At 43.6% G+C, this 16,585-nt stretch carries 12 protein-coding genes and 1 tRNA gene; 6 read left to right on the plus strand and 7 right to left on the minus strand.

Annotated features, from left to right (window positions below):
• Positions 1–23: 23 nt before the first annotated feature.
• Both H6F77_RS16010 and H6F77_RS16015 read right to left on the minus strand, forming a co-directional pair.
• Positions 24–1,766: an EAL domain-containing response regulator gene (locus tag H6F77_RS16010; RefSeq protein WP_190427831.1), complete on the minus strand. Its 1,743-nt coding sequence runs from the start codon at positions 1,764–1,766 to the stop codon at positions 24–26.
• Positions 1,767–1,799: 33 nt separating this feature from the next.
• Entirely contained in the window at positions 1,800–6,341 is a 4,542-nt protein-coding gene (locus H6F77_RS16015) for a PAS domain S-box protein (RefSeq protein ID WP_190427829.1), read from the minus strand.
• 321 nt (positions 6,342–6,662) lie between these two features.
• Between H6F77_RS16015 and H6F77_RS16020 the strand changes: the two genes are divergently transcribed.
• Together H6F77_RS16020 and H6F77_RS16025 are read left to right on the plus strand one after the other, a co-directional pair.
• The gene (locus tag H6F77_RS16020) at positions 6,663–7,622 is read left to right on the plus strand and encodes a threo-3-hydroxy-L-aspartate ammonia-lyase (RefSeq protein ID WP_190428029.1); all 960 of its coding nucleotides are present in this window, start codon (positions 6,663–6,665) and stop codon (positions 7,620–7,622) included.
• 18 nt (positions 7,623–7,640) lie between these two features.
• The gene (locus H6F77_RS16025; protein ID WP_190427827.1) at positions 7,641–8,345 is read left to right on the plus strand and encodes a Crp/Fnr family transcriptional regulator; all 705 of its coding nucleotides are present in this window, start codon (positions 7,641–7,643) and stop codon (positions 8,343–8,345) included.
• A 12-nt stretch (positions 8,346–8,357) separates the two neighbouring features.
• On the opposite strand, the gene H6F77_RS16030 is transcribed toward H6F77_RS16025, so the two are convergent.
• A tRNA-Ala gene (locus H6F77_RS16030) sits at positions 8,358–8,430 on the minus strand.
• A gap of 171 nt (positions 8,431–8,601) precedes the next feature.
• Between H6F77_RS16030 and trhO the strand changes: the two genes are divergently transcribed.
• On the plus strand, positions 8,602–9,426 hold the full coding sequence (trhO, locus tag H6F77_RS16035) for an oxygen-dependent tRNA uridine(34) hydroxylase TrhO (protein ID WP_190427825.1): 825 nt from the start codon (positions 8,602–8,604) through the stop codon (positions 9,424–9,426).
• Positions 9,396–11,030 (plus strand): adenylate/guanylate cyclase domain-containing protein, encoded by a 1,635-nt coding sequence (locus tag H6F77_RS27590; protein WP_242022186.1) that lies wholly within the window; start codon positions 9,396–9,398, stop codon positions 11,028–11,030. The genes trhO and H6F77_RS27590 overlap by 31 nt, the downstream gene beginning before the upstream one ends.
• Positions 11,031–11,255: 225 nt before the next feature.
• On the opposite strand, the gene H6F77_RS16050 is transcribed toward H6F77_RS27590, so the two are convergent.
• Complete coding sequence (locus H6F77_RS16050; RefSeq protein WP_190427821.1) at positions 11,256–12,026, minus strand: EcsC family protein; 771 nt, start codon at positions 12,024–12,026, stop codon at positions 11,256–11,258.
• 573 nt (positions 12,027–12,599) lie between these two features.
• On the opposite strand from H6F77_RS16050, the gene H6F77_RS16055 reads away from it, so the two are divergent.
• Both H6F77_RS16055 and H6F77_RS16060 read left to right on the plus strand, forming a co-directional pair.
• Positions 12,600–13,673 (plus strand): hypothetical protein, encoded by a 1,074-nt coding sequence (locus H6F77_RS16055; RefSeq protein ID WP_199313357.1) that lies wholly within the window; start codon positions 12,600–12,602, stop codon positions 13,671–13,673.
• A 224-nt stretch (positions 13,674–13,897) separates the two neighbouring features.
• A complete protein-coding gene (locus H6F77_RS16060; protein WP_199313356.1) occupies positions 13,898–14,440 on the plus strand; it encodes a hypothetical protein in 543 nt (180 codons plus the stop codon).
• Between the two features lie 235 nt (positions 14,441–14,675).
• Here the strand turns inward: H6F77_RS16060 and H6F77_RS16065 are convergent, their stop codons facing one another.
• The 3 genes from H6F77_RS16065 to H6F77_RS16075 all read right to left on the minus strand — a co-directional run bounded on the left by H6F77_RS16065 (position 14,676) and on the right by H6F77_RS16075 (position 16,568).
• Positions 14,676–15,416: an alternative oxidase gene (locus H6F77_RS16065; RefSeq protein ID WP_190427819.1), complete on the minus strand. Its 741-nt coding sequence runs from the start codon at positions 15,414–15,416 to the stop codon at positions 14,676–14,678.
• Positions 15,417–15,667: 251 nt separating this feature from the next.
• The gene (locus H6F77_RS16070) at positions 15,668–16,153 is read right to left on the minus strand and encodes a hypothetical protein (RefSeq protein ID WP_190427817.1); all 486 of its coding nucleotides are present in this window, start codon (positions 16,151–16,153) and stop codon (positions 15,668–15,670) included.
• Positions 16,154–16,220: 67 nt separating this feature from the next.
• Positions 16,221–16,568, minus strand: a complete 348-nt coding sequence (locus H6F77_RS16075) for a cupin domain-containing protein (protein WP_190427815.1) — start codon at positions 16,566–16,568, stop codon at positions 16,221–16,223.
• Positions 16,569–16,585: the final 17 nt, after the last annotated feature.

The following is a 16,585-nucleotide window of genomic DNA, read 5'->3' on the forward strand; positions in this document are numbered from 1 at the left end:
GCTAATTGCTATTAGGAATCTCCTTAAATTAAAATAGGAATCGGCAGTCTCTTACCTTTCCACAGTAGTTTTTCCAATTCTTCCGGTGGTACAGGGCGACAAAACAAATATCCTTGGACTTCATCACAATTATGTTGGCAAAGAAAAAATACTTCTTCTGCCGCTTCTACTCCCTCAGCAATCACTTTTAAATTCAATTTTTGTGACATTTGAATAATTGCCATAGTGATGTTTTTACATCTAGCATCAGTGTTAATATTCCGGATGAAACTCCGGTCTATTTTTAGAGTAGAAAAAGGAAATTTTTTGAGATAACTTAAAGAAGAATATCCAGTTCCGAAATCATCAATAGATATTTCAATTCCTAAAAGCTTCAACTTATTTAATGTCTTGATAGCTGCTGATTCATTTTGGGTTAATACGCTTTCAGTAATTTCTAATTCCAAAAATTGCGGAGCCAGACCTGTGTTATTTAAGATTTCGACTATACTCTCACCCAAGTTTGCTTGATTGAATTGTCTGCATGACAAATTAACTGCCACTCGTAAAGAAGAAAAACCAGCGGTTTGCCATGCTTTAGTTTGAGCGCAAGCAGTTTTTAAAACCCATTCGCCAATGGGCATAATCAAGCCTGTTTCTTCTGCCAATGGTATAAATGTTGCCGGAGAAATTAGCCCTAATTCTGGATGTTGCCAACGTATTAACGCTTCTACCCCAACAATATTTCCGGTTTTTAATTCGACTTGCGGCTGATAGTATACCTGAAATTCTTCTCGTTCTAAGGCACGGCGCAAGCTAGATTCTAGGGCCAATTGATCGACAGAATCAGCCTGCATATCTGATGTGTAAAACTGATAAGTATTCCCCCCTTGCTTTTTAGCCCCGAATGTTGCTAGAGAAGCATTTTTAATTAAAGTGTCAATGTCACCACCATCCGACGGATAGCGCGAGATGCCAATGCTGGCGGTGATAAACACTTCGTGACCCTCCAGCATAAAAGGTTGAGAAATTGTATTTAAAATGTCGTGGATAACGCCAACATCTGATTTGGTTTTGTCATCAGTTAGAAGAATAATTGCAAATATATCGGCTTGCAAGTGAGCAACAAAGTCGCCGCTACTAACACACATTGTCAGGCGTTCGGCCACAGACTTAAATAGCAAGTCGCCTAGTGTATAGCCTAGAACGTCGTTGACGCGGCTAAATCTATCTAAACTAATAGATAGAATACTAATAGAAGATTGGCTTGGTAACTTGTCTATATGAGCAATCACTTGATAGAACTGTTCTTGTAGTGACAAGCGATTGGGCAGGCCGGTCAAGTTATTATAATATACCAGGTGATTGACTTTTTCTTCTGTATGTTGTAATTCAGTTGAGTAATGTTCAAACATTACTGTTTGTTTTTTGAATCTAGCAGCGATCGCGCCCAATAATTCATCTCTGGTAAACGGTTTTGTAAGATAATCATCAGCCCCCAGTTCCATACCCTGACGTAGATCGGATTTGGTAGATTTGGCAGTTAGAAAAATAAAAGGAATCATAGCCGTGGCTGGATTTTGACGCAGTTCTCTCAATACACCGTATCCATCCAGTTCCGGCATTGTGACATCACAAATAATTAAGTCCGGTTGGTTTTTTATTGCCAATTTTACCCCGACTTTACCATTTTCTGCGCCTATCACATCGAAATTCTCAGCTATTAGAAGGGCGCTCATTCCAGCTAAAACTGGTTCTTCATCTTCAATAACTAAAATCTTGTTCATTTTTGCCGGTTTCTCCCTGACCCTGTTAAGTTTTTATTGATATGGCAACTTGACTACAAACTTCGTTCCTAGCCCTAATTGACTGTTTACGCTAATTTCTCCTTGGTGTAATTTAACACATTCTTTAACTATCGCCAGCCCCAATCCAGTGCCGGGAATAGTACCTACATTAGTAGCCCGATGGAAGCTTTCAAATAAATGTTGTTGGTCTTCTATGGGAATACCGATGCCCTCATCTTGGACTTCAAAAACTAATTTTTCATTTTGAAAATAATAGGAAAAATTAATTACACCTCCTTGGGGAGAATATTTCATAGCATTTGAAAGTAAGTTTGTAAAAATTTGCCGCAAAAGTTGTTCATCTACATAAACTTGTTGAAAGCAGCTAGAGCTTTGCAACATAATAGTCTGTTGGCTACCTGCTGTAAGTTGCATTTCGCTCACTAAGTCGCGGCAGAAAACATCTATATTTAGAAACGTTGGACTAAATTGTAGTTTTCCAATTTCGGCTTTCCCGATGATTAAAACATCATTTAGCAGATTAGTCATATTTTTGATAGCAGTTTGAATGCGGAGAAAATACTGGCGTTTTTGCTCCTCATCCCACTTATGGTGATAGTGTTCTAACAATTCGGTATAAAGCAAAATAGTGCTTAGGGGAGTACGGAACTCATGGGAAACCATTGAGACGAAGCGAGATTTTAGTTCGTTGAGTTCTTTTTCTTTTTCCAGTGATGAACGGATTTCTGAGTCGGCTTTTTTGCGCTCAGTGATGTCGCGACTTATGCCGCGATAACCTTGCAGTACACCTTGGCATTCAAAAACAGGCGAACCGCTGCTTTCTAAAACAATTGAGTGACCGTTTTTGTGAATTACAGTTTTTTCTAGGTTGGAGAAGGGTTGCTGTGCAGAAACATAGTAGTTGAGAACTGATTGAAATCGGTTTGCCTCATCCGGCAACATAAAATTGAAAGTAGTCTTACCAAGAATTTCCCCAACTTGATAGCCTGCAATTTCAGAGGCTTTTGGGCTGACGTAGGTAAAGACACCATTGCTATCAATTTCCCATACCCAATCGTTGGTTTGTTCGACAAGATTGCGATACTTCTCCTCACTCTCTCGTAGTGCTTGCTCGGCTTGCAGGCGTTCGGTGATGTCAGTAAAGATGGCAATTGACCCAACAACTTGACCGGAAGTATCTTTGATGGCATCTGTACGGAGGGAAATTTGGATGATGCAGCCGCTACGCGATCGCATCTCTACTTCACCTCTCCAAGATTTGCCGCTCCTGACGGTGGCGAACACCTCTTGGTTAACTGCTTTTTGGGTGAACAGTAGCGCTAGACCTCCAGAGGTGTCCAATTCATCCAATGCGTAGCCGAATAAGTTGCGAAAAGCTTCATTAATATAGATGGGTTCAGCATTTACACCAGATATCCCAATAGCATCGCTAGATTTTTCCACAGCGGCGCTGATGCGTAAAAGAGTCTGCTGTGCCGACTTGCGTTCGGTGATATCTTCTGCAAGCCCGGTGATGCGGCAGATTTCTCCGGCGGCGTTCCGGACGGGAAAGGCGCGATCCCAGATCCAGCGAACCGAACCATCGGGGCGCACAATTCGATATTCTTCGTTTAAAGTCCCTTGGGGATTGTTACGAATGAGAGCAAGGATGCGATCGCGATCCTCTGGATGGATTGATTCCACCCAAGATTTAGGTTCCTGATACAAACTCTCGCAGGTGCGACCCCATATTTTCTCGAATGCGGGGCTGATGTAGATAACCTGGCTGTTATCAGGGTTAGTCATCCAGAACACTTCATCAATATTTTCTGCCAGCTGGCGGAACCGTTCCTCACTCTCTCGCAGCGCCAACTCCGCAAGTGTGCGTTGTTGGTACATAGATATTGCCGTTGCTGCCGCTCGGAGAATATCCACATCTGATGAAGCCCAGGAGCGAGCTTCATGGCAATTATCAAAGCCAATAAAGCCAAACAACTTATCATTAACAATCATAGGCAAAACTAAAATCGAAAGAATCCCCTGCGGTTCTAAAATCTGACGCTCTGACTCTGGAAATTTCGCCACTACCCCAGAAACGATTTTCCCCCGCGCCAATAGGTTAGCCCAGCGAGGAAAATAGTCATTATAAGAGAGGTTTTGCAGCAAAGGATTGTCAATTTCGGGGTTGACACCCTCGGCGCACCACTCGGCACGCTGACTCATCCGCAGACAACCCGATTCATCTGTGTGGTTCTCGAACACGTAAATCCGGCTGGCACGCGAAACCGCCCCCAGCGTTTTCAACACCTGTTTGTAGCAGCTTTCTTTGTTGTTGGAAACCAATAACCGACGCCCAATTGCAACCAATGCTGCCCAGTGGCGTTCGCGCTTTGCCAGTGCTTTCTCAGCGGCTTTGCGTAGAGTGATATCCCGACCGACTGCCTGGAATTCGACAAACTGACCAAATTCGTTAAATATTGCCCGGTTTGTCCACTGCTGAATGCAAATCTCCTTGCTTGGCATTACTACCTGATGTTCGTAACTCAGTACTGATTTTTCTGGGGTAAGAAAAGCCATTTCCTGTGTTATCCATTCTTGCTTCTCTTCTAACATAAAGGGAGCAAAAGTTTGCCCGACTAACTCTTCGGGCTGTTTGTTGAAGAAACGACAGTAAGCGTCGTTGACGAAACTTAGGGTTCCGTCAGGCAAAAAGCGACAGATCATTTCCGTTTGATCTTCAACAACTGCACGATATCGCGCCTCACTTTCTTGCAGTGCAACTTCTGCTTGTTTACGCTCAGTAATGTCGTGGAAGTAAACGCTTAAGCCATCTTCATAAGGATAAACTTGTAACTGATACCAGGTATTTGATGACCCATAAAATGTCTCAAAATGAATTGTAATATTTTCGGATACAGCTTTGTGATATTGCTTTATTAAGCTAGAATTAGCTACCTCTGGCAACTCGTCCCAGATACATTTGCCAATTAATTCGTCTCTGGTTTTTAATAAGTACTGCTCGGCTTTTGAGTTTAAGTAAGTGAAGCACCACGATTTATCGAGGGCAAAAAAAGCATCTGTGATACTTTCTAAAATTTTAATAGTCCGCTGATTTGACTTTTCTAATTCTGCTTCGGCTCGCTTGCGTTCAGTGATATCAAAGATTGCCCCGTCGAGCCAAAGTACGCTCCCATCATCACCAAAGAATCCTTGACCTCTATCATAGACCCATCTGATGCTGCCATCTGCTCGAATAATCCGATATTCAGCGAGAAACAGTTGTCCCTCTTTCACGGCTTTCAAAACTAAATTTTCACAATTGGCTGTGTCTTCGGGATGAATAATACTAGCGAAAGTGCGAATTTTGTTGTGAATAAAGTCACTAGGTGGATAGCCAGAAATTTCTGCGATCGCATCGCTGATAAACTCCATTGTCCAGTCCGAATCGCAGCCAGAGCGATAAACTACGCCGGGAATATTGGAAACTAAGGAGCGGAACCGTAGTTCGCTTTCCTGCAAAGCAAATTCAGCTTGCTTGCGCTCCGTGATATCGTTCAGCCTACCGGAAGTACCCAATATCGCATTGTCGTCAGCCAATGTCAGACTTACATGAACCTCAATCCATCTGTAATCACCATCTTTTGTCAAGTACCTAATCTCATGTTTGCAATATTCTTTCTCTCGATTAATCAATAGTTGAAATAGCTCTATATTATGTTGGCGCTCCTCAGGATGGATATAATTTAGAAAATTTGTATCGATGCTTTCTTCGATGCTGAATCCAGTAATTTCTGTCCATGCAGGATTTAAAAATGTCCATATACCTGCTGTATCTGTCTGGAAAAATACTTCTTTAACGTTGTCAACAACCGACTTATACTGTCTCTCTCTTGCTAAGAGAGTCTTAAAACTATCCTGCTCCTCGGCAACTTTAACTGATAGGGTTTCATAAGGTTTTTTTAGGTCATTTGCAGGCGTTTCTACTGGAATTGCTAATTTTTCCTCTGCCTGTTGCCAGCTTGCTTCTAATTGCTGGTGTCGGCTTGCGTTTGGGGCTATAATCCCGATTTTATCGCTACCTTTTGAGCTATCCTGGGTGACGCTGCTCAAATTTTCCCCTTTCGGAGATTTCAAATTGGCAAATGTAGAATTAAGATTTGAAATTTCTTTTTCCAGCACTCGGCAAATACTTTGAGGGGTGATTACTCCCAATATTTGATCGCGTTCGCCTACTATAGGCAGATGGTGAATTTGATGTTGTTGCAATAGTGAAGATAATATAAAAATATCCGGTAAATTTGATATATTTAGAGTAATAACGGGTGCCGTCATCACATCAGCAACTTTAACATTTTCTAAAGAACTTTGTGCTAGGTTAAGGGGTATAATACTATGCTCGCTAAACAACCCAACTAACCGGGATTCCTCCATCACTAAAGCACACCTGCTCGAATCTCCAGACTGAAGACTAGCTATGACTTCTGGTAGAGGGTTGTCACGAGCAACAGTTAACAAGTGACGGTCAATTGCTTGTTCTAAAACTAAAGAACAATTGGGCTGGTTGTGGAGTTGCATAACAGTAAAGATTAAAATGCCCTGTTCGGGTGTCTTCAGTTTGTTGAGAGGGGAGATAAGATTAAAAAATGTAGTGGATTTTAACTAATTTTTGTGTTTGCTGCTAAATAAAAAAAACTTACAGCTTTTGTCTGCACAAAAAAGCAGTAGAAAATTAGATATTTTTGGCTTACATTTGGTAAGCTTACGGGAAAAGATAAAAGAAAAAATCTCTACTTAGAGTAAGTTTATAATTTTTACTCAGGAATGCCAACCAAGGATGCGATCGCGATCGCATCCTTGGCTGACAAGGAACCCCCAATTACCAATCCAAAATCCAAAATGGTATTATCCGTTACCATCGCCGACGTGGAAGCTGCTGCGGTGCGCCTTAGCGGTATTGCCCACCGTACACCTGTGTTGACCTCAAAAACTGTCAATCAGCGCACAAACTCCCAGGTGTTCTTCAAGTGCGAGAATTTTCAACGCACAGGTTCGTTTAAGTTTCGGGGTGCGTACAATGCAATGGCGCAGTTATCAAAAGCACAAAAGCAAAGCGGCGTTTTGACGTATTCATCGGGAAATCATGCCCAAGCGATCGCGCTTGCTGGACAACTGCTAGGCATTCGCACTACCATCATCATGCCTGATGATGCACCAGCAGTGAAGCAAGCCGCAACTCGCGGTTATGGTGCTGAAGTAATTTTGTACAATCGTCAGGAAACGACGCGGGAAGCTTTGGCGAAAGATATGGTCAGCGATCGCCATCTCACCCTAATTCCCCCCTACGATCATCCTCATGTGGTAGCAGGACAAGGTACAACAGCTTTAGAACTGATTGAGGAAGTTGGAAAATTAGACTTAGTGCTAGTTTGTTGCGGTGGCGGTGGTTTATTATCCGGCTGCGCGATCGCTACCAAAGCTTTTTCACCCAATTGTCGAGTCATCGGCGTAGAACCCGAACGCGCCGACGATGCTACGCGATCGTTTCACACCAAAACGCTGCATACTGTTACCAATCCTGACACCATCGCCGATGGCGCACGCACCCCCTGTTTAGGGAAAATTACCTTTCCGCTGGTGTTGCATTATGTTGATGATATGGTGACAGTTTCTGAAGAAGCCATCCGCAGCACCATGTTTTTCTTGTGGCTCCGCCTAAAGATTGTCGTAGAACCCACAGGCGCTTTAGCAGCAGCTGCTTTACTTTCAGGAGTTGTTACAGATGCAAAGATTGGTGTCATCATCACTGGGGGAAATGTGGATATGACACAAATTGGTAACATTTTCCTAGCCCGCTAAATGTAACACTAAGAGATAATGCAGGCAACAGTTGAGCAACTTTCTGAGATTCGGGTTTTTGTGGATCTAACTCCTGCGGAATTAGAACATTTACAACCTTACACCCAAGTACAGAAATATAGCAAAGGGGAGATAGTCTTACATGAAGGCGATCGCTTACCTCCTAAACTATACGCCCTGCTGGGTGGCTCTTTGCAAATCACCAAAACTGCAACAACAGGCAAAGAAACGATTCTGCGTACCCTACCACCGGGGGAAATTTTCGCTGCACCTGCCTTATTGGGTGATGGAATTTCTCCGGCGATGGTAACAGCTGAGCGTGATTCAATAATTCTTACAGTACAACGAGATGCCCTCTTAGAGGCAATTAGGCAAACCCCAGAAATTTCCTTGCGAATGCTGATGGTTTTCAATTCTCGATTGCAACAACTCCATGACACAGTGCATGGATTGGTTTCTGAAAGGGCAATTGTACGCTTAGCGCGGTTTATTCAGTATTTTGCATCTCAAGGAACTGAATCAACCCCCACTGGCGCATCTTTGAAGGTGAAGCTTTCCTATTATCAAATAGCGCGGAGTATTGGCATCACTTACGAGGAGTGCGTGCGAATGTTCAAGAGTTTGAAGTCGGTTGTGACTTACAGTCGCGGTGGTAAGATTACAGTGTTGGATGCGGAAAAATTAGAAGCGATCGCTTCCGGCACCTCAGAACTCCATGCTTGAGAGAGTGCGAAATGGAGGTTAGCGGACTCGAACCGCTGACATCCTGCTTGCAAAGCAGGCGCTCTACCAACTGAGCTAAACCCCCGAAATTTCAGTAGGAACTAAACCCACTTTTGTTATAGTAGCTCATATCTTTGGATGAGTAAAGGGGGTAAAGGAAAAAATATCTAGACGCAAGCCATCGTAAAGCTTCCTTTGTTAGGTTAGATGGGAAACTAGAGGAAAATATTTCTACTCCTTCGGGTGGAGGGGGAAAATGAGCCAAGTTGTTGTAACTTTCTATAAATTCGTCAAGTTGCCGGACTTTGCCGAGAAGCGATATCCCTTGTTATTGCACTGCGAAGCACAGGGTATTAGAGGGACGATATTGCTTGCAGCAGAAGGCATTAACGGGACGATTGCAGGATCGCGTCAGGCAATTGACTCGGTGCTATCGTTTTTACGTTCAGATCCCCGTCTGGTTGACTTAGAGCATAAAGAGTCTTATGCCGATTCTCCACCATTTGATCGGATGAAGGTGCGGTTGAAGAAAGAAATTGTCACCTTGGGATTGCCCCAAATCGATCCAAGCGATCGCGTCGGCACCTATGTCAGTCCGAAGGAGTGGAATGAGCTGATTTCAGATCCAGAAGTAACGATTATTGACACCCGCAACGATTATGAGGTGTCTATTGGTAGCTTTAAAGGAGCGCAAAATCCCAAAACTGCCTCATTCCGCCAATTTCCCGACTATGTTCGCAGCGACCTCAATCCGAGCAAACATAAAAAAGTTGCTTTATTCTGCACTGGCGGCATTCGCTGCGAAAAAGCGACATCATTCATGATGGCTCAAGGGTTCCAAGAGGTCTATCACCTCAAGGGCGGCATTCTCAAGTATTTAGAGGAAATTCCACCAGAAGAAAGTCTGTGGGAAGGGGAATGTTTTGTCTTTGATCAACGTGTCGCTTTACGTGAGGGTTTGGAGATAGGAACTCATGAAATGTGCCCTAGTTGCGGGCATCCTATCTCCGAAGCCGATAAAACTTCACCTCATTATCAAGAGAATGTTTCTTGTCCCTACTGTTGCGATCGCCCAGTTTGACACAAGAGCGGTATTCAACAGCACCCCAATTTCCAAATCGACGAGGAAGTCAGATGTACGACTTGACGAGATTCACTTTAAGGGACATGGTGGAGTGCGGGTTGGCTCTACGCCAGTTCGGCTTGGGGGCTGAAAGTATGGAAGAGGCGAGTAACAGAATTGTTAGGTATCTTTACGAAAATTTCTGTACTAAGTCAACTGGTGAGAAATCTTGCGCCCTCGTCCGTTTGTTCAAAACTCACCCTTATGAAGACTTAGAAGCCGAACTTGCCGAGTATGCCCGTAGTATGTTGGGCGACTATCCCCCTTTGCCTGCCATGAAGTGCATGACTCCACTGGCAACGGTAGGAGAACAAACGGAATGGAACTCAAGACACACATCCGTTGGACACAAGGCTATTCCACTGGCAAGCGAATCTGTAGTTGCTCAGATGCCGATGATCTCACAACTCATCAGACAGCTTGGCTTAGATATAAAAACAGTTATCAACCCTGACCCGAATCTTTTAGTAGAAATCGAGCAAAGGAAATACAACGTTTTCTATGTGCCTGAAGCGATTGGCAACCCCTATATTCCCGCCCAAGACTCCTTTGTGATTCCATTCGGAATCAAGTCTGTATTGGGGTTTGGTGGTCTATTGCCTTCGGGCAATCTGTTTGCAATCATCATGTTCTTGAAAGTCCAGATTCCTCATAGCACGGCTCAGATGTTCAGCACTCTGGCGCTGAACGTAAAGACAGCACTGCTGCCCTTCGATCGAGGAGCTGTCTTCGCTCAAAAAGATGAATCTGCTCCAGCCTCTAGGCAAATATTCACAAGAAACACTGAGCGGGAGCTAGCGCAGCTTAAATCCCAGGTAGTGACTTTAACGCAGTTGCTTGATGTTTTTGAGAAATCGATCTTAGTACAATCCGATCGACTCGAACAAGCCATAGAGCAACTGGCGGACTCCGCGCAAAAGTCAGAAGAGTTATTGCTCAATATTTTGCCAGAGGCAATCGCCAAGCAGCTCAAACAAAATCCAGCTGCGATCGCTGAACAATTCAACGAGGTGACAATTATGTTTGCCGATCTTGTTGGGTTTACGCCCCTATCGGCTCGCTTAAAACCGATTGAGCTGGTTAACTTACTCAATCAGATTTTTTGCACCTTCGACGCACTGGCTCAACAGTTGGGATTAGAAAAAATCAAGACGATTGGCGATGCCTACATGGTAGCCGCTGGGCTACCACTTCCGAGAGCCGATCATGCCGAAGCGATCGCAGATATGGCACTGGCAATGCAAGCTGCGATCGAGCGCTTGCGAACCGAAGGAGGTGTGAACGTTCAAATTCGCATTGGCATTAATACAGGCATTGTCATCGCTGGAGTCATTGGCACGAAGAAATTTATCTATGACTTGTGGGGAGATGCCGTTAATATTGCTTCGCGCATGGAGTCTTCCGGTCAAGCAGGAAGCATTCAGGTGACGGAAGCCACCTATGAGCGACTCAAGGATAAGTATGTGTTCCAAAAACGAGGAGCTATCAAAGTCAAAGGGAAGGGAGAAATGGTGACATATTGGCTCGTTGGCTCCTTTGCAAGTACAAGGGTTGGGGCTTAGTGAGAGCAAAGGTTATTGCCCGGAAGAGTGAGAGACAGTTGCTTTATTCTGCACTGGCAGCATTCGCTAGGGACTCATGAAATGTGTCCCAGTTGCGATCATGCCATCTCGGAAGCTGAAAAAACTTCCCCTCATTATCAAGAAGACATTTCCTGTCCCTATGGTTGCGATCGCCTCACGCCAGAGAAACCAGTACGATAGGAAGCAACAACATTACTGCTGAGATTAACTGCTAGAGCCTACGCTACTTGCAGCAGAATTTCTCTTTGCTTCATAGAAGCGGCTGGCAACATATCCTAGAGAGTAAATCAAACTAGCGTTACTCGACGCTCCAACCACAGCACCGATTACAGGGATGAGTTCCACAAAACTCAGCCCGCCTTTGAGGACTCCAGAACTTCCCACAGACAAACCGAAAATTACCAAGACTTCGCCCCGGCGTGTGGGATCTTTTAGCGGAAATCCGTATGCCGCAGCAATGCGATAAATCATCTCAGATTGCAGTGCTGCGATCGCAGCTAGCTCGATCCCGAACAAAGCAAGCGCTAAAGGAGGCAAAAAGTTAGTAGCTAATCCAATTCCCCCCGCTTTCAGGGCAGTATCGACCATTATTCGGTTAGCCAGTTGCTCAGGTTTGTCTAGAGGATATTCTTGTCGCAGCTTGTCTACCTCATTCTGAGCCTTCTCGACATCAACCTGACCGAGGGCAGTCATTAACACATTAATGCCTGGTACTTTGGCAGCATATTTGATTAACGGATTTTCAGCGATAGGAGTAACGATTCTGCCTACCGTTTCCGTCCCCTGCTCCACGAATTGCACAGCCGCAGGTACCGCCGACTTGCTGACAGCAGTGGTAGTATTTGTAATCTCTTCTGCTGTAACCATTGCTACATTAGAACCCCACTTAGCGGCACAAGCAGCCATTTGAGTTGCTGTAGCGATCGCTTCACTCATTTGGTCTGTGGATGAACCTTGTCTGTTCTTTACTGGCATAGTTTCAGTTAATATTTTTACATCTTTTAATTAACTTACACTCAATAACACCAAGGAATTATCTACCCTCTGATAGTAATTTGATGCTCTGGCGAATGACATAGAGCGATCGCTTTCCTTTAATGCAGAGGGGGGAAGATGCGATCGCGCTTATCGTTGCACAATAGGGAAGATGCGATCGCTTTCCTTTAATGCACAATAGGGAAGAAGCGATCGCGCTTATCGTTGCACAATAGGGAAGAAGCGATCGCGCTTATCGTTGGACAATAGGGAAGAAGCGATTCCCTGCGGGATAGCTTTGCTGCACGCAGATTCTACTTATGTGAAAAACTTCCTTAGAAAATTCAATATTTTAGAAGTTTTAATGAAGTTTGGGCTGCCGTCATTGACGGCTTCAGAAATAGTAGCTTTAAATAGAGCTAACTCGTGTTAAATGCTACAAGGCTAGAGCGTAATTGCACAGTAGTTCCAGGAAATTTAAGAGACGAGCGCGTCCATTAAATCTGAGCTGCTTTGTACGGAACCTGGTCATGGCTAGTAGTTATCTAGGGAATTTTTGTACTAAGCAAACAGATGTTCAAAATTAACATTCAGGAAATAGAAGCTGTAGCTTCAACGTTTCAAGAAACCGCATCCCAGGTTGTATCGACTACTCAAAGTGCAGTATCAGAAGCACTCTCAACAACCCAAGAGGCGACAAGTAGTGCAATTCAACAGGTTTCCAACTCAGTCACTTCTATAGCTTCAACGTTTCAAGAAACCGCATCAGAGGTTGTGTCAGCTACTCAAAATGCAGTATCAGAAGCGTTCTCAATAACACAAGAAGCTGCGAGTAATGTAATTATTGAAGCTCAACTGGCTTCTAGCTCAGTCACTGGCGCTGCAACAATTGCTGCACACGAGGCATTCAAAGTTGCTCACAACATTAAATTTGAGAACTTACCCCACAATTTGCAACTTAAATTTCACCGAGCTGGAGTACGCGAAGGTATTCGCAATGTTCAAGAAGCTGCCAAAGTGTATGAGACAATTCCAGCACAAATTCGCGCTCAAGGATATGAAGCGATTCGCGAGTTTTGCAACGATAAAGATTGGAGCCATATAAAAGCGCACGTCAACGGTGGAGGAAAAGAAGCTTCAAACGGTATCTTCGAGAACTTCCGAATCAACCGATCTCGTGGTGGAGTTGATATGACTCCTGAAGAACTTGCAGCAGCACGTAAGGTACTTGGCGATGCAGCTTTCAAAGCAAGTGTAGAGCAAGTGATTGGAGCTGCTGTTCAAGGTGCTTTGGTAGCAGCAGTTATTGAACTTGTATTCTCAACTCTAGAGAATTCATTGTCCTTTGCTGAAGGGAAAATTACGCAAGAAGAGCTAATTCGTAAAGTTGCAGTGGCAACAGCAACAGCTGGAATCGCTGGTGGTGTAATTACAGCTATTTTGATGTGCATCTGTATGATTTTCCCACCAATTGCTGCTCTACTTGGTTACGCTGCTGTTCCTCTTGCAGTGATTGGTATCGGCTTCATGTGCGTTCGTGCCTGGGAAATCTTCATCCGTGCTGATAAACTTTTTGGAATTACTGAAGAACTGGGAAAATTTACCCAAAACATTGAGCAAACAATTTTAAATTTTGACGCTTTGTGATCAGCGATCGCTCTTTGTCAAATTCAGTTTATACGCGCTCGGCTCCTCCCAAAAAATCCCCAACTTAGAATAAACGGTGGGAGCGATCGCATTTATCATTGCAGAAGATTGGCAACTCAGTTATCCTTGCGGTTGATTGTGCATTCCGCACTTGAAGATCGCACCCTACAATACCAATGCGATCACGCTAATTAGTTAACCGATAATCCTAGAAGTATTTAAATATGATAGAAAATATGGTTGCTGGCGCATTTTATCCTTTAACCGGCTTGTTTGAGACTATTCTCAAAGAAGTTTATGCTGAAAAACAAAGAAAGCATGAACAACGGATGAAAGAACTTCAAATTATTGCTGATTCGAGCCTTCGTGATGCCTATGTGCAACAGCTTTTACTGGATAAATTTCTTGCTCCTGTTGACAATGCACAGCATGAAATTCAAAATACAGCTAAACACGCACAGTATTTAGCGGAAACCTTTAACTATTACCATCAAGATCATCGTGCGACAAAAGAAGAAGCAAAAGAAATATGTTACCAACTTCGGCTATTAGCAATTAAGATATCTCAAATAGATTCACTCTATGAATTAAAAGTTATTTATCAAGCAGCTACTCTGTTTGTTTATCAATTGTCAAGGTTTAAACACGAAGATCGAAAATACTCTTTAGAGCGAGCGCTCCGCAAAAACATATTAGATGTATTAAATACTTGCATTGCTGTTGAGACAAATTTTCAAAGACGAGTTAGTTTTATGGGTGTTGATTGAGGCTAAAATCGCCAGAACAAGTTAGGGCGGTTAAGCTTTTGATGAGTGGTTTGATTCCCTTCGAGATACCAAAACTAAAACCTAATCAATAAGAGACTCAACCGCGTTAGTCTTAGCAATTTGGGAGATTATCGCTAATTATCGGCAACAGATACAGCAAAACTCCCCTTAATAAGGGGAGCAAACTTGCGATACCAAACAATTCAACTGGTAGTAGAAATATTCTGGGTGCTGACTACGACATTTCTACTGGCTCTTTTTCTGCCTGCTGTGCAATGTTAGCAGTACGCTCGTCAATGGCAGCTCTAATTGATTCCGGTAGAGGTAGTTTGTTGGCGCTGTGAGGACTTTGGAAAGTTTGTTGAGCGTCGGGTTGCTGACAAGCAATCATTGTTTTGACGTGTTCTAATTCGTCATCTCGGATAGCAAAAAACACATCATAGAGATTTTCGATGTGGGGACGACGTTGTTGCGGATCGCGCATAGTTTGAAATTCATCAAATAGATACAGGTCGCCGTTATGGTAGTAATCGATGGCTACGTCTGGGGCTGGCAAAGTTTTAAGTTCCTCGCCATGCTCTTTCAGAAAAGTGTCATAAGTGTGGTATGCGTGTTCTTCCACCTGTTGCATGAAGTTATAAGCAGACCGGGGAGACACCATATATACCAAGACAATAATCCAGTAGTAAACGAAGGCTCCCGTATGAGCAACAAAGCGATCAATCCAGTATTTATTACCACCAAGTGACTCGGCAATTAGTAGGTGATGTAATTCGTTCCAAGATTCGGCAAAGTGAACTTTTAGCCAGTCAGCCTTACGCCACCAACCCATAGTTTCATATAGGTGCAGAACTGAGGTGTAGGCGAAGTAGGGAACGCGAGCAACTGTTTCTAAGACAAAAAATCGCGGATATACACGAGTGCGATAAAAAGTGTTCAACAGTGCTTCTAGGAAATTCACGAGGAGTCTGATCATTTTAGTATCCTCTTACTCTTTTCTTTATGGAAATCCTGGGATTTACTATCGCCCTCCCTCTTCAGAAGTAACTAATCCTGAAATGGTACATCTTATACAGTAGAGGGCGATAGTAATTAGACTTGCGATCGCACGGCACACCATCCCTAAGATTGTAGAGCCTAAATTAATAGTATCTCTCTATTTCGGCTGATGCAGCTTGAGGGAAAAAATGGTGAAAAAAGTACCAGTGCAACAGTCCTCAACAAAAATTAGACAGCAACTAAACGAGACTGAGCCTCTTCACGGGCGGCGACAACTAGAACTAGACAAAGGGCTGCGATCGCTTGTTGCCATTCTTGACGCACTTGGGCATCTTCTACACCGTCAAACAACCCCACTAAGCGAGGAATTGAGGCTTCCAAAGCTGGACGCGGAACTGGACGATGCAGTTCCACTAAGCGCGTCAGACTTTCCTCCTGTTTCAGAAAATTAACAACCCATTTGGTAGTATGGTCAGGGCTATCTGGAACACGCTTCAGTCCTAATTCGTTTTTCAGCCAATTATAAAAGGGTGGCAATTCATTGGCTAAAACGGCGGCAGCGGTGGGTAAAGTTTTTTGCAGCAACCCAATATTTAAACTGTCGAGTTTCTCCTTAAAATCAGGTGTTTTGAGTAACTCCTGCAACCGTAATGAAAGCATTTTTTCTAGGTCGGTTTGGGAGAGATTGAGGTGTTCAGTAAAAGTGTTAAGCATGATCGTCTATTGGTTTGCTACTACAGATATTATGGCGTTTGAGAAGAGTTAGCAACTATGAGCTACCTCAGTTTTCATGTGAATGATGTTCAGAAAGTGTTAGCAAAAACGCTAGATTTTCCTGAGCCTGTAAAGCATGGGGCGCATTAGCAGGCATGAAGACGAATACACCTGCTTCGAGGGAAATTTCTCTTCCCTCTAAAGTCAGAATTCCTCGTCCTTCGATAACCGTGACAGTGGCATTGCGAGTTGATGTGTGTTCGGCAATTTCAGTGCCGGTTGCTAAACAAAAAAGCGTATGTTGACAGTTGTTGTCTTTTATCAGTACCTTGCTCAAAACTCCAGATTTTGGATACTCAATCTGCTCCCGAAGATTACTAACGAAAGATGTGCTATTTGTTGTTATGGAAGCCATAATTAATTTTCCACCTG

The sequence above is a fragment of the Microcoleus sp. FACHB-831 genome (assembly GCF_014695585.1).
Taxonomy (GTDB): domain Bacteria; phylum Cyanobacteriota; class Cyanobacteriia; order Cyanobacteriales; family FACHB-T130; genus FACHB-831.

What these genes read in the sequence shown, in the direction of transcription:
- H6F77_RS16010 (WP_190427831.1), bottom strand. Translation starts at nt 1,766, where the DNA reads ATGAACAAGATTTTAGTTATTGAAGATGAAGAACCAGTTTTAGCTGGA.
- H6F77_RS16015 (WP_190427829.1), bottom strand. Translation starts at nt 6,341, where the DNA reads ATGCAACTCCACAACCAGCCCAATTGTTCTTTAGTTTTAGAACAAGCA.
- H6F77_RS16020 (WP_190428029.1), top strand. Translation starts at nt 6,663, where the DNA reads ATGGTATTATCCGTTACCATCGCCGACGTGGAAGCTGCTGCGGTGCGC.
- H6F77_RS16025 (WP_190427827.1), top strand. Translation starts at nt 7,641, where the DNA reads ATGCAGGCAACAGTTGAGCAACTTTCTGAGATTCGGGTTTTTGTGGAT.
- trhO (WP_190427825.1), top strand. Translation starts at nt 8,602, where the DNA reads ATGAGCCAAGTTGTTGTAACTTTCTATAAATTCGTCAAGTTGCCGGAC.
- H6F77_RS16050 (WP_190427821.1), bottom strand. Translation starts at nt 12,026, where the DNA reads ATGCCAGTAAAGAACAGACAAGGTTCATCCACAGACCAAATGAGTGAA.
- H6F77_RS16055 (WP_199313357.1), top strand. Translation starts at nt 12,600, where the DNA reads ATGTTCAAAATTAACATTCAGGAAATAGAAGCTGTAGCTTCAACGTTT.
- H6F77_RS16060 (WP_199313356.1), top strand. Translation starts at nt 13,898, where the DNA reads ATGATAGAAAATATGGTTGCTGGCGCATTTTATCCTTTAACCGGCTTG.
- H6F77_RS16065 (WP_190427819.1), bottom strand. Translation starts at nt 15,416, where the DNA reads ATGATCAGACTCCTCGTGAATTTCCTAGAAGCACTGTTGAACACTTTT.
- H6F77_RS16070 (WP_190427817.1), bottom strand. Translation starts at nt 16,153, where the DNA reads ATGCTTAACACTTTTACTGAACACCTCAATCTCTCCCAAACCGACCTA.
- H6F77_RS16075 (WP_190427815.1), bottom strand. Translation starts at nt 16,568, where the DNA reads ATGGCTTCCATAACAACAAATAGCACATCTTTCGTTAGTAATCTTCGG.